Source organism: Cryobacterium sp. PH31-L1, from assembly GCF_030063145.1.
In the GTDB taxonomy this organism is placed as follows: domain Bacteria; phylum Actinomycetota; class Actinomycetes; order Actinomycetales; family Microbacteriaceae; genus Cryobacterium.
On record NZ_JASISM010000013.1, the window covers coordinates 1 to 12,876 of the forward strand.

At 66.3% G+C, this 12,876-nt stretch carries 9 protein-coding genes and 1 pseudogene; 6 read left to right on the forward strand and 4 right to left on the reverse strand.

The window, feature by feature from the left end; translation table 11 throughout:
• Nucleotides 1-152: 152 nt before the first annotated feature.
• Both QMF22_RS16550 and QMF22_RS16555 read right to left on the reverse strand, forming a co-directional pair.
• Nucleotides 153-2,024 carry a bifunctional 3'-5' exonuclease/DNA polymerase gene (locus QMF22_RS16550; protein WP_283455664.1) on the reverse strand — a complete coding sequence of 624 codons (1,872 nt, stop codon included), beginning with the start codon at nucleotides 2,022-2,024 and terminating at the stop codon, nucleotides 153-155.
• A gap of 109 nt (nucleotides 2,025-2,133) precedes the next feature.
• Nucleotides 2,134-2,634 (reverse strand): COG4315 family predicted lipoprotein, encoded by a 501-nt coding sequence (locus tag QMF22_RS16555; protein ID WP_283455666.1) that lies wholly within the window; start codon nucleotides 2,632-2,634, stop codon nucleotides 2,134-2,136.
• 411 nt (nucleotides 2,635-3,045) lie between these two features.
• Here QMF22_RS16555 and QMF22_RS16560 point away from each other — a divergent pair, with 411 nt between their 5' ends.
• The 6 genes and pseudogenes from QMF22_RS16560 (at nucleotide 3,046) to QMF22_RS16585 (ending at nucleotide 10,674) form a co-directional block, all read left to right on the forward strand.
• Nucleotides 3,046-3,135 (forward strand): potassium-transporting ATPase subunit F, encoded by a 90-nt coding sequence (locus QMF22_RS16560; protein WP_283455668.1) that lies wholly within the window; start codon nucleotides 3,046-3,048, stop codon nucleotides 3,133-3,135.
• On the forward strand, nucleotides 3,135-4,808 hold the full coding sequence (kdpA, locus tag QMF22_RS16565) for a potassium-transporting ATPase subunit KdpA (protein WP_283455670.1): 1,674 nt from the start codon (nucleotides 3,135-3,137) through the stop codon (nucleotides 4,806-4,808). Before QMF22_RS16560 ends, kdpA begins: the two co-directional genes overlap by 1 nt.
• Nucleotides 4,809-4,810: 2 nt before the next feature.
• Nucleotides 4,811-6,967 carry a potassium-transporting ATPase subunit KdpB gene (gene kdpB / locus QMF22_RS16570; protein WP_283455672.1) on the forward strand — a complete coding sequence of 719 codons (2,157 nt, stop codon included), beginning with the start codon at nucleotides 4,811-4,813 and terminating at the stop codon, nucleotides 6,965-6,967.
• Nucleotides 6,968-6,999: 32 nt separating this feature from the next.
• Nucleotides 7,000-7,608 carry a potassium-transporting ATPase subunit KdpC gene (gene kdpC / locus QMF22_RS16575; protein ID WP_283455674.1) on the forward strand — a complete coding sequence of 203 codons (609 nt, stop codon included), beginning with the start codon at nucleotides 7,000-7,002 and terminating at the stop codon, nucleotides 7,606-7,608.
• Nucleotides 7,609-7,629: 21 nt separating this feature from the next.
• On the forward strand, nucleotides 7,630-10,131 hold the full coding sequence (locus tag QMF22_RS16580) for an ATP-binding protein (protein WP_283455676.1): 2,502 nt from the start codon (nucleotides 7,630-7,632) through the stop codon (nucleotides 10,129-10,131).
• Nucleotides 10,128-10,674 (forward strand): annotated as a pseudogene (locus tag QMF22_RS16585) (response regulator transcription factor). The gene QMF22_RS16580 and the pseudogene QMF22_RS16585 overlap by 4 nt, the downstream one beginning before the upstream one ends.
• 48 nt (nucleotides 10,675-10,722) lie before the next feature.
• Here QMF22_RS16585 and QMF22_RS16590 read toward each other — a convergent pair.
• Both QMF22_RS16590 and QMF22_RS16595 read right to left on the reverse strand, forming a co-directional pair.
• On the reverse strand, nucleotides 10,723-11,862 hold the full coding sequence (locus tag QMF22_RS16590; protein ID WP_283455678.1) for a ScyD/ScyE family protein: 1,140 nt from the start codon (nucleotides 11,860-11,862) through the stop codon (nucleotides 10,723-10,725).
• Between the two features lie 286 nt (nucleotides 11,863-12,148).
• The gene (locus QMF22_RS16595) at nucleotides 12,149-12,790 is read right to left on the reverse strand and encodes an NADPH-dependent F420 reductase (protein WP_283455680.1); all 642 of its coding nucleotides are present in this window, start codon (nucleotides 12,788-12,790) and stop codon (nucleotides 12,149-12,151) included.
• Between the last annotated feature and the right edge of the window lie 86 nt (nucleotides 12,791-12,876).

A 12,876-nucleotide genomic window follows, 5' to 3' on the forward strand; every position in this document is an offset into this window, starting at 1 on the left:
AGGCTAACCAGACCCCGGCCAACCCCCACAGAATTCCCTCGCAGGAACCAGGCGGGCCCCACGTGCACACAGCACGCGAGGCCCGCCTTCTTTGCGCGCCCAGACCCGGGACGGCCGGACCGCAGACGCGTCACGCAGGGCGGGTTGACCGCCTACTTGGCCTGGGCGTAGTTGTCTACGGTGGCCACCGTGAGCATGAAGTCGACCGGAAAATCGCCGAAGAGTAGTCGCCCCGCCGTCTCGGCGGCCGTGACGATGATCTGAGCCACAGCGTCGGCCTGCTCCGCCGGCGTGTGCACAATCACTTCGTCGTGCAGAAAGAACACCAGGTGTGGTGCGGTATTGAAGGGCGGGCGGGCACCGGGTACCGGCCACGTCGACCCTTGGTCGAGAGAACCGGACGTGCCGACCGTGTCGGACGCGGCATCCGCTGCAGAATGGGCCGCACTCGAAGGATCGCGCGGCGCCGGTCTCGGCAAGGCCGTGAGCTCGCGGCGGATCTCGGCCATCCAGCACAGGGCCCATTCGGCGGCGCTGCCCTGCACGATGAAGTTGCGGGTGAAGCGGCCCCAGTCGCGGGCCTGGCTGCGCGCGCGCCGCTCATCGCTCGCTGTTGCCGCCGGATCGTACGCCTGCGCCTGGGCCTCATGCCAACCCGGGCCCGGGATCGGCGACGAACGTCCGAGTCTGGTCGTGACGACCTCACCACGTTCGCCCGCACGGGCGGCCGACTCGGTGAGAGCGATCGCCCGGGGATAGGCGCGGGCGAGGCGGGGCATCAGCCGACCGCTTTCCCCGGTCGTGGCGCCGTACATGGCGCCGAGCATGGCGACCTTGGCGTGGTCGCGAGTTTCGACGACGCCGCTCGACACAATTCCGGCATACAGGTCGGTTCCGCGGCCGGCAGTGGCCATGCTCGTGTCCTGAGCCAGCGCCGCGAGGATTCGGGGCTCGAGTTGGGCAGCGTCGGCGACGACGAGCTTCCAGCCGTCGTCGGCGACCACGGCACCGCGAATCTGTTTGGGCAGCTGCAGTGCTCCCCCACCGCGAGTGGCCCAGCGACCGGTCACGACACCGCCGGGCACGTAATCGGGATGGAACCGGCCGTCGACGACCCAGGACTCCATCCAGGTCCAGCCGTTGGCGCTGAGCAGCCGGGACAGTTTCTTGTACTGCAGCAACGGTTCGATCACCGGATGCTCCAGCTTCTGCAACTCCCAGCCGCGCGTGGACGTGACGCTGAGCCCCGCTCGCTTCAGCGCCTTGAACAACTCCTGCGGGGAGTCAGGGTTGAGGTCCGGATCATCCAGTTCGAACCGGATGCGCTGGGCCAGCAGTTCCAGACGCTCCGGTCGTACCCCAGGCGCGACCCGCGGCCCCAGTTCCCGGGTGAGGAGCACATCGTGCACGTCGGTGCGCCAGGGCAGTCCGGTGTAACGCATCTCCGCGGCGATGAGCGCCCCGGCGGATTCGGCCGCCAACAGCAGCCGCAGTCGGCCCGGTTCGTCGGCGGATGCCACGGCGTCCAGCTGGCGTCGAAACTCGCGCGCTGCGCCGGAGTCACCGGCAGCGGCATCACCGGAGCCGTCAGAGTCAACGGTGGGGTCGACGTATTCATCCGCGTCGAGATCCAGGTCGAACAGTGTCGCCCGGGGCTCCGCCTCGTCGATTGGTCCCGCGCCCACCACATCCCAGCGACCTGGTGCGGCCAGCGCGAGTGGGCTCGTCATCGTCAGGGCGGAATTCTTCAGGATCACGTGACAGAGGCGGAGATCATGGCAACGGTTCACACGGATTCCGGCCACGAGCAGCACGGGATAGATTCGTGCGGTGTCCTCCCAAACCCAGCGGGGCGCTGCCGGGTCGTGCTCTGCCGGTTCACGCGTGGCCGGCTCGAGCGATGTCACGAACGAGTGAAACTCGGCCAGGGTGAGTCGGCGGGTAGTCCCGAGCGGGAGGCCGGCTTCGTCCAACGGTTCGACGAGCACGTCGCCCCCGCTTGATTGCCGCACCAGAACATACACCCGTCTATTCTGCCCGGTGCCGTGCCGGGTATCGGACGGCACCGTACCCATCGGCTTCGCGGTGCCGATGGGTACGGAGTCTGCGAGGAAGCGCCGGAGCGGGGCCGCTCTAGCCGGCGATCTTGTCGCCGTTGGGCGCGACCACCCACCACACGCCGCCAACACCCTCGCCGGTGGTGTCACCGGCAGCAGCGTCGCCCGCCCAGTAGTAGAGCGGAAGTCCATTGAGGGTGACCTGTTTGGTGCCGTCGGTGCGGGTGATGACACCAACAGTGCCGGTTACACCGTCAACCGTGGGGGTATCAGAGTCGGCGACGACGGCTGGCCATTTGACGAGGCATTCGCCCTCGCAGGTGCTCTTGCCGGAGTCGGCGACGTCCTTGTCGAACACGTACAGGGTCATCCCGGCGGTATCGACGACGATCGTGCCGAGTGAACTGTCCGCGGTGGCCAGAGCCGGCTTGACGGCGGCGTCGCTCGTCGCACTGGACGAACTCGGGGTGTCGGCTGCCGGTGTCGTCGTTCCCTGCGAGCATCCGGTCAGCGCGAGAACGCTGAGCGCTATCGCCCCGATGACGGGCCCGGCCTTGAGCCAAATTCTGCTGTTCATGATTGCTTCCTTCTCTCGGTGCACGCTTCTCGAAGTGGTGCGTGCTGAGGTGCTATTCAATGAGTTGAGATGACTAGGTGCGTAGTGCGGTGATTCTCGGCGTAGGGATCCTTGGAATTACCACGAGGTGTAGCCGGGAATGGTTCAGTGCTCCGAGCATTTCTTTGGCCGAGAGCCCCGGCGCGCGGCAATGTCGTTAGCTTTGCGCCGTGCGGCGTAAGGAAGTCGTGAGGATCAGCCAGGAGCGTCCCCGGCGGGTGTCTACTTTCTCCGGTGCAGCACACAATTCGCGCCGCCACGTCTATCTCTCGCCGCCACAGAAGGAGCTTTCGTGCTCGACTTTGTCTATCTCCTGGGCGTCTGTGCCCTGTTCGCCCTCGTCGCGCTCGTCGCCTGGGGGGTCGAAAAATTGTGATCGTGTTCTCGGTCCTTGCCGCCGGACTTGCCGTGGCCGCCATCGTCTACCTGCTCGTAGCCCTGATCAAGCCGGAGTCGTTCTAATGGACAACTGGCAGATAGCACTGCAGGCGGCAACCGTGGCTCTGGTACTAACGCTCATCTATCGCCCGCTCGGTGACTACATGGCGCTCATTTACACCAGCCGGCGGGACCTGCGCGTCGAGCGTGGCTTTTACCGGCTGATCGGTGTCGATCCGCGCTCCGAACAGACCTGGCAGTCCTATCTGCGGAGTGCGCTGGCGATCTCCTTTGTTGGCGTGCTGGTGCTCTACGGGCTCCAGCGGCTGCAGGCCGCGTTGCCGTATGCCCTCGGCTTTCCGGCTATCCCGGAAGGTCTCTCGTTCAATACAGCCATCTCGTTTGTGACCAACACCAATTGGCAGTCCTACTCCCCCGACGTCACCATGGGGTATTCGGTGCAGCTTCTCGGCTTGGCCGTGCAGAACTTCGTTTCGGCCGCGGTCGGGCTGTGCGTGGCCATCGCCCTGGTGCGCGCGTTCGCGGCCGTCCGCTCGGGCACCATCGGCAATTTCTGGGTGGATTTGACCCGAGGCATCCTGCGCCTGCTGCTACCGGTGTCGGTGCTGGTCGCCATCCTGCTCATCGCCGCCGGCGTGATCCAGAACGTGGCCGGATTCACGTCGATCACCACCCTCACCGGAACCACGCAGTCCCTGCCCGGCGGCCCGGTCGCCTCGCAGGAGGCGATCAAGATTCTCGGCACCAACGGTGGCGGCTTCTTCAACGCCAACTCGGCGCATCCGTTTGAAAATCCCACGGCTCTCACGAGCCTGCTGCAGGTCGTGCTGATGCTCGCGATCCCGTTCAGCCTGCCGCGCACCTTCGGCACGATCGTGGGAGACCGCAAGCAGGGCTACGCCATTCTGGCCACGATGGCGAGCATCTTCGTCATCTCCCTCACCGCGCTGACCCTGTTCGAAACCCTCGGCGGGGGGACAGCTCCCCAGCTGGCCGGCGCGGCCATGGAAGGCAAAGAGACGCGGTTCGGAATCGGCGCGTCGACGCTCTACGCGACAGCCACCACCCTCACGAGTACCGGCGCTGTCAATTCCATGCACGACTCCTTCACCGCTCTCGGCGGCCTGATGCCGATGTTCAACATGATGCTTGGCGAAGTCGCCCCAGGCGGTGTGGGTTCCGGCTTGTACGGAATGCTCATCCTGGCCGTCATCGCCGTCTTCGTCGCCGGGCTGCTCGTCGGCCGTACACCGGAATACCTCGGCAAGAAGCTCGGCCCCCGTGAAATCAAACTCGCCAGCCTCTACATCCTGGTGACCCCGACCCTCGTGCTGGCGGGCACGGCGCTGTCGTTCGCGATCCCTGCCGTGCGAGCGGATGTCGAGGGCACGTCGATCTGGAATCCCGGCCTGCATGGGCTGTCGGAGGTGCTCTACGCCTTCACCTCGGCGTCGAACAACAACGGCAGCGCGTTCGCCGGACTCACCGCGAACACTCCCTGGTTCAACGCCGCTCTCGGTGCCGCGATGCTGCTCGGCCGGTTCATACCGATTGTGCTCGTGCTCGCACTCGCCGGAACCCTTGCCGCCCAGGACAAGGTGCCGGCAACGACGGGCACCCTGCCGACCAATAAGCCGCAGTTCGTCGGCCTGCTGTTCGGCGTCACGATCATCATCGTGGCTCTGACTTACTTTCCCGTGCTCGCGCTCGGACCACTCGCTGAAGGGCTGCAGTAATCATGACCACTCTGGAAACGGTATCCGTCACTCCCCCGCACAAGCCACGCCCGCCGGCGCGCGCCACGGGTGCCATCAGCGCAGCCCAGCTGCTCGCCGCCCTGCCCGGAGCGTTTCGCAAGCTCGACCCCCGGCAGATGTGGCGAAACCCCGTCATGTTCATCGTCGAGACCGGGGCGCTGCTCACCACCGCCCTCGCGATCGCTGAACCGTTTCTCGGCGGCCCGGCCACCTCGGGCGGCGACACCGTGCCGCCCAGCTTCACCGCGGCGATCGCCGGCTGGCTCTGGCTGACCGTCGTGTTCGCCAACCTCGCTGAGTCCGTGGCGGAGGGACGCGGCAAGGCGCAAGCGGACAGCCTGCGCAAAACCCGCACCAGCACCCGTACCGCGCGGCTGGTCGGCTACGACAGTGAAACGGATGCCGCCGCCCAGCACACCCCGACCGAACAGGTGTCCTCGGCCGACCTCACGCTCGGCGACGTCATCGTGGTCGTGGCCGGCGACCTCATACCCGGCGACGGCGACATTATCTGGGGCATCGCCTCGGTGGACGAATCCGCCATCACCGGAGAGTCGGCACCGGTCGTGCGCGAATCCGGCGGCGACCGCAGCGCGGTCACCGGCGGCACCCGGGTGCTCAGTGACCGCATCGTGGTGTTGATCACCAGCAAACCGGGCGAGACTTTCGTGGACCGCATGATCGGGCTGGTCGAGGGCGCCAAACGGCAAAAGACCCCCAACGAAATGGCCCTGAACATTCTGCTCGCAGCCCTCTCGATCGTGTTCGTCGTGGTGACCCTCACCCTCAACCCCATCGCCGGCTATTCCAATGCGGCGGTGAGCCTGCCTGTGCTCGTAGCCCTGCTCGTCTGCCTCATTCCGACGACGATCGGCGCCCTGCTCTCGGCGATCGGCATCGCGGGCATGGACCGGCTCGTTCAGCGCAACGTTCTCGCGATGTCGGGCCGTGCCGTCGAAGCCGCCGGAGACGTCACGACACTGCTGCTCGACAAGACCGGCACGATCACCTACGGCAACCGGCGCGCCACCGAATTCGTGCCGTTGGCCGGCGTTGAGACCAGCGTCCTCGTGTATTCCGCCGCACTGTCGTCGCTGAGCGACCCCACCCCGGAAGGCAAATCCATCGTCGACCTGGCTGTCGCCCAGTGCCTCGAACGGCCCAACGCTCAAGACGGCATTGTCGTGCCGTTCACCGCGCAGACCCGGATGAGCGGAATCGACCTGCCGGATGGTGCCCAGATTCGTAAGGGAGCCGGGTCGGCAGTCATCGCCTGGGCATCGGAAACCACCCCGAGCGACCCATCCGCGCTGGCCGAGCTCGCCGGCCAGGTCGAGCGCATATCCCAGGCCGGCGGCACCCCGCTCGTGGTCGCCGTGGGCTCAGCAGAGGGGAAGCGACAGATCGTGGGCGTCATTTATCTCAAAGACGTCGTCAAGGAAGGCACCGCCGCACGATTCGCGGAACTGCGCGCCATGGGTATCTGCACCATCATGGTGACCGGCGACAACCCGCTGACCGCCAAAACCATCGCTGCCGAAGCCGGGGTCGACGACTTTCTGGCCGAAGCCACACCCGAAGAGAAGCTCGAACTCATTCGACGCGAGCAGGCCGGCGGCAACCTCGTGGCCATGACCGGTGACGGCACCAACGATGCCCCGGCCCTCGCGCAAGCGGATGTCGGCGTGGCGATGAATACTGGAACCAGCGCCGCGAAGGAGGCGGGCAACATGGTTGACCTCGATTCCGACCCGACCAAGCTCATCGACATCGTGCGGATCGGCAAGCAACTGCTCATCACCCGCGGGGCACTGACCACTTTCTCCATCGCCAACGACGTGGCGAAGTACTTCGCGATCATTCCGGCGATGTTCGCCGGGGTCTTTCCAGGGCTCGCCTTTCTCAACCTGATGCAACTGCATTCGCCGGCCTCCGCCATCCTCTCGGCCATCATCTTCAATGCGCTCATCATCGTGGCCCTGATTCCGCTGGCTCTGCGGGGCGTCAAGTACCGCCCGGCCGCGGCCTCCAGCATTCTGAGTCGCAACCTGCTGGTCTACGGACTCGGCGGGGTGCTCGTGCCGTTCATCGGCATCAAACTCATCGACCTTGCGATCACCCTGATTCCGGGGTTCTAGACCGTGTCTGCCAACCAGAAAGAAGCCCGCTCATGACCAGTACCCGTTCCAATGCCCGTCACTACGGCGTCGCGGTGCGCGCCATGCTCGTGCTCACGGCGGTGCTCGGCCTCGCGTACCCGCTCGTCATCACGGTCGTCGGCCAGGTCGGGCTGTCGGCGCAGGCGAACGGTTCGCTCCTGACCCAGAACGGTTCCGTCGTCGGCTCCGCCCTGATCGGGCAGTCCTTCACCGATGCCGACGGCGCGCCGCTGCCGGAATGGTTCCAGTCCCGGCCGTCAGCGGCGGGGGCCGGCTACGACGCGGCTGCCTCCAGCGGCAGCAACTGGGGTCCCGAGAATGCCGATCTGATCACCGCGATCAAGGAACGTCGTAAAACGATCGCGGCGTTGGAAGGGGTGAAAGCGGATGCGATACCCGCCGACGCGCTGACGGCATCCGCTTCGGGACTCGACCCGCAGATTTCCCCGGCCTATGCCCTGCTGCAGGTTCCGCGAGTCGCCGCGGCACGCGGACTGTCGGAGGGCGAGGTGAAGTCACTGGTCGAGTCTAAGATTGCGGCACGAGACCTCGGCTATCTGGGGGAACGGACCGTGAATGTGCTGCAACTCAATCTGGCCCTCACCCAGCTGGGTGGCTAACGTGAAAGTGGGGTGGTCAGCGTGAAGCGTGGCCGACTGAGGGTGCTGCTCGGCGCTGCCCCCGGCGTCGGCAAAACCTACACAATGCTCGAAGAGGGCCGGCGTCTGCAGGACGAAGGCCACAGTGTGGTGGTGGCGGTCGTCGAGACGCACGGTCGGGAGGCGACGGCCCGCATGGTGGTCGGCCTCGACGTGATCGACCGCATCGAGGTGCAGCATCGGGACATCGTCCTCACCGAGATGGACGTTGACGCCGTACTGGAGCGGGCACCGGAGATTGTGCTGGTCGACGAGATGGCGCATACCAACGCACCGGGCTCCGCTCGCCAGAAGCGCTGGCAGGACGTGCAGGTGTTGCTCGACGCGGGTCTGGACGTGATCACCACAGTGAATATTCAGCATCTCGAGTCCCTCGCCGACGTGGTGGAGCAGATCACGGGGGTGGCCCAGCGCGAAACGGTACCCGACGCCGTGCTACGGGCCGCCGATCAGATCGAGGTCGTCGACCTCGCCCCCCAGTCCCTGCGCAACCGCTTGGACGAGGGACTGGTGTATCCGTCGTCGCGCATCGACGCCGCGCTGTCCAACTATTTTCGACTCGGAAACCTCACGGCACTGCGGGAATTGACTCTGCTGTGGCTCGCCGACGAGGTCGATTCCGCGCTGCAGAAGTATCGGGCCGAGCACGGTATCAGTCACAAGTGGGAGGCCAGGGAACGCGTGGTCGTGGCGCTGACCGGCGGACCGGAAGGCGAGACGCTGCTGCGTCGCGGGGCGCGGATCGCGGCGCGGTCATCCGGAGGCGAGCTGGTCGCCGTACATGTGACCAGCCAGGACGGCCTGCGCGTCTCGCATCCGGGCTCGCTCGCCGCGCAGCGCGCGCTCGTCGATGAGCTCGGGGGAAGCTTTCACCAGGTGGTCGGCGACGACGTTCCGCGCGCGCTCGTGGACTTCGCGCAGGCCGCCAATGCCACCCAGCTCGTCATCGGCGTGAGCCGGCGCGGCAAACTCGCGGCGGCGCTGACCGGCCCGGGCATCGGGTCGACGGTGATTCGTGAGTCCGGCGACATCGACGTGCACATCGTCACGCACTCCGCCGCTGCCGGAAAATGGACGCTCCCACACCTCGGCGGCGCGCTCTCAACGCGTCGGAGAGTGCTCGGCTTCGTCGGCGCGCTCATCGGCGGGCCGCTCGTGACCTGGCTGCTGGTCACCTATCGCTCGGACGAGTCGATCACGAGCGACGTCCTCAGCTATCAGCTGCTGGTCGTACTGGTCGCCCTGGTCGGTGGCATCTTGCCGGCGGTCTTCGCCGCGCTCCTGTCGGGACTCACCCTGGACTTCTTCTTCGTCGCGCCGCTGTACACCGTTACCGTGGCCGAGCCGCTGCACGTTCTGGCCCTGGTGCTCTACGTTCTGAACGGCGTTCTGGTCAGTTACGTGGTCGACCAGGCCGCGCGGCGTACCCGCATTGCGGTGCGCGCCCGCGCCGAATCCGAGCTGCTCGCGACCGTGGCCGGCGGTGTGCTGCGCGGCCAGGACGCGCTGCAAGCGCTCGTCACGCGCACGCGGGAGGCGTTCGGTCTCGTCGGCGTGCGGCTGCGTGTCGGTGACACCGTGCTTTACACCGATGGGGAGCCGGTCGGTCCCGATGCGGTCACCCTGATGCCGGTTGGAGACCGAGCCGTGCTCGAGCTGCACGGACCCGACCTCGCCGCATCGGAGCGACGGCTCTTACAGGTGATCGCCACCCAAATGGATGCCGCGCTCGAGCACAAGGACCTGGCCCAGACCGCGAATGCGATCGCGCCGCTGGCCGAGGCCGACCGGGTGCGGAGCGCCCTGCTCGCTGCGGTCGGACATGACCTGCGGCGCCCGCTCGCTTCGGCCACCGCGGCCGTGAGCGGGCTGCGCGCCACCGACGTGACTCTGAGCGCGGGAGACCGCGCCGAGCTGCTCGCGACCGCCGACGAAAGCCTCGAATCCCTCTCGGCGCTCATCACGAACCTGCTCGATGTGAGCCGCCTGCAAGCCGGCGCGCTGGCCGTGCGGCGGGGCCCGGTCGATGTGGCCGACGTGGTTCTTCCTGCCCTCGACGAGCTCGAACTCGGTCCCGAGCAGGTCGACCTCGACCTTAGTCCCCGCCTCAGCACGATTCTGGCCGACGCGGGGCTGTTGCAGCGAGCCATCGTGAACGTCGTGGCCAACGGCATCCGCTTTGCTCCCGCCGACTCGCGGGTGCGGATCTCCGCCAGCGAATTCGCCGGGCAGGTGGAGATCCGGGTGACCGACCACGGACCGGGAATACCCGCCGGGCGGCGAGCGGATGTCTTCGTGCCGTTCCAGAGACTGGGCGACACTGACAACCTCACCGGCCTCGGTCTCGGCCTGGCCATCGCCAAGGGTTTCGTCGAGGGCATGGGCGGCACGCTCGACGCCGATGACACGCCCGGCGGCGGAGTCACCATGGTCATCTCCCTGCCGGCCGTTCCGGACGGCCCGGCCGAGGAGGAACCCGAATGAGAATTCTCATCGCCGACGACGACCCGCAGATTTTGCGTGCCCTGCGCATCACGCTCGGCGCGCGCGGTTACGAGATCATCACGGCCGGCGACGGCGCCGACGCGCTCAACGCCGTCATCGAGCAGCACCCCGACCTGCTCATGCTCGACCTGGGCATGCCGCGCCTCGACGGTCTGGCCGTGATCGAGGCGGTGCGGGGGTGGAGCCAGGTGCCGATTCTTGTCGTCTCCGGTCGCACCGGTGCCGCCGACAAGGTCGACGCGCTCGACCTCGGCGCAGACGATTACGTCACCAAACCGTTCCCCCACCGAGTGGCGCATTCTGGAAGTTCTGCTGCGCAACCCCGGCAAGCTTGTCACTCGCGAGCTCCTGCTCAGCGAGGTCTGGGGGCCGCACCACACCAACGACTCCGGCTATCTGCGGCTCTACGTTGCGCAGCTGCGAAAGAAACTTGAGGCGGTGCCGGCTTCGCCACGCTACCTGCTGACTGAGGCCGGCATGGGATACCGGTTCGACCGCGATCAGGCGGCGTCAGCCGGGTGAATCGCCGCCGTGGCAGACGATTCACCCGCTGCGCGCTCGGGTAGCGCTCTAGTCGCCGCCGAGGTCCACCGAGAGCTTCACGACCTTGCCAATCGGTTGCGGTGCGCCGGTCGCATCGGCCACGAACGAGTTCGTCGTGACGTAGACGCTGTTACCGGCGAGTTCTATTGCCGACGGTGACGTCACCGGAATCTGCAGCACGCGTTCGGTCAGGGTCGGGTGGAACACCGACACCTGGCCGGTGCCGTTCGGACCACCGAACAGTTCGGTGACGGCGATCAGTCCGGTGCTCTTCGACACGGCCAGGTCCGTCGCACCGACGAACCCGCCCTTCACGAACTGCACCTCACCGGTGGCCGGGTTGAACCGGTAGACGGCGCCGCGTGCGCCGAGGCTGGCGTCTTCGGGACCGCCGGGCAGGCTCGTCACGTAGAGCCAGCCGTCACCGCCCTGCTCGACGTCGGTCGGCACCGGTTCGAACCGATAGCCGAACCCGGCCGTGCAGGCTGGGAAGCCGACCCCGGCAGCGATCTCGGGAGTGACCATGATCGGGTCGCCGGCCGGCAGCACGGCCGCCGTGCTCACCGTTCCGTCGTAACCGACTTTGACAACGGCGTTGGCACCGGCATCCGCTACATAGACGCCATCATCGAGGGGGAGGCTGGCGTACGGGTGGGTATCGACGATTCCGTTGTAGCTGGCGGGGCCGGTGGGCGCCGCCGGATCGAACTGGTCGAGGCAGGTCTGCGGCAGGTCGACGAACCCGTAGCTGTTGACCTGGTCGGGGTTCGCCGTGCTCTCATAGGCGAAGAGGTCGGCCAACGGTGCGGCCACACCCCCCACCGGCATCGAGTACAGCGCCGATGCGGTGTGATCCTGCGTGTTGGTCGAGTAGTAGACGGTACCGTTACGCACGGAGACGGCTCCGAGTTCATCGCCGGGGTTGGCGCTCGCAACGACACTGGTCGTGCCGTCGGGACTGACCTTGGTGAGCACCCCCAGTGCGTTTTGCGAGACATAGGCTGTATCGCCCGCCCCGACGCCCAGACTGAGCGGTAAGAACAGGCCGCTCGCCAACACTGTGGGTCCGCCAAGTGTGGGAATCTCCACAGCGGATGCCGGGGCTGCGATCATCGCGGACGAGACGGCCGTGACGCAAGCTACGGCGGTAAAAACCAACTTTTTCACAACGTGCTCCTTGACTCGATGTGGCTTTCAGGGTGGATGTCCGAGAAAACACGACGGGTCGCGGAGAACGGTGGAACTGGTGAATGCGTCAGCGAGTACTTCCTGTGTGCGGCGCACCGGTGCGACGTGGATCGTGCGTTCCCGAAGAGAGCCGACGCACACAAACGCCGACGAAGGCACAGTATCCCCGAAGCTGAGAGTTGTCTAGGTAATCTGAACTTCGAGCTGTGTCTTCGTCGGCGGTCGTGGGCGGCTCCACGTCACTACCCCGCTCACAGGCCTGGGATCAGACGGTGCGCGGTGCCTTTGCCAGGTTGGCCTCGAGCTCGGCGATTGTCTGACGCACGCCATAGGCAGGGCGGTCACGCTCGACGCGCCAGCTGTCGACGAGGGGGCCGATATTGACGGTGTCGAAACCGAATTCGTCGTAGAGCTTGGTCACGAAAGCAGAGGCATCCGCAAAGTCAGACGACGTGGCCAGCGCGCGCCGCGCGGGGTCCCCGCTCGGGAAGGAATCCGCGGTGATGTCAGCGGCCATGATGTGGTTGAATCCCTTGGCCACGCGAGACGTTGGCAGGTGCTTCTGCAACATGCCCGTCACGGTCGCTTGACCATTGTCGAGGGCCTCGATGTGTCCATCGCGTTCGAAATAGTAGTTATTGGTGTCGATGACGATCTTGCCGGACAGGGGCTCGACGGGCACGTTCGCGTAAGCCTTCAGCGGCACGGTGACGACTGCCACGTCGGCGGCTTCGGCGGCCTGCGTGGCGGTCCCGGCGCTCGCCTTCGGACCTAATTCCGCCAGGAGGTCTGCCAGGGTTTCCGGTCCTCGTGACTTGCTGATTACGACGTCATAGCCGCTCTCGATCGCCTTGCGCGCGACCTGGCTGCCGATGTTTCCTGCACCGATAATTCCAATAGTTGTCATACTGGCGACAACGAAAGCGAACCCAAAAATGTTCCCGCCGTGCGGCCACGCGGAGAGGCGGGGCGGCGCTGAGAAGAGAACGGTAC

Excerpts from the sequence above, each read along its gene's own strand:
- QMF22_RS16555 (WP_283455666.1), bottom strand. The coding sequence starts at position 2,634 with ATGAACAGCAGAATTTGGCTCAAGGCCGGGCCCGTCATCGGGGCGATA.
- kdpA (WP_283455670.1), top strand. The coding sequence starts at position 3,135 with ATGGACAACTGGCAGATAGCACTGCAGGCGGCAACCGTGGCTCTGGTA.
- kdpB (WP_283455672.1), top strand. The coding sequence starts at position 4,811 with ATGACCACTCTGGAAACGGTATCCGTCACTCCCCCGCACAAGCCACGC.
- kdpC (WP_283455674.1), top strand. The coding sequence starts at position 7,000 with ATGACCAGTACCCGTTCCAATGCCCGTCACTACGGCGTCGCGGTGCGC.
- QMF22_RS16595 (WP_283455680.1), bottom strand. The coding sequence starts at position 12,790 with ATGACAACTATTGGAATTATCGGTGCAGGAAACATCGGCAGCCAGGTC.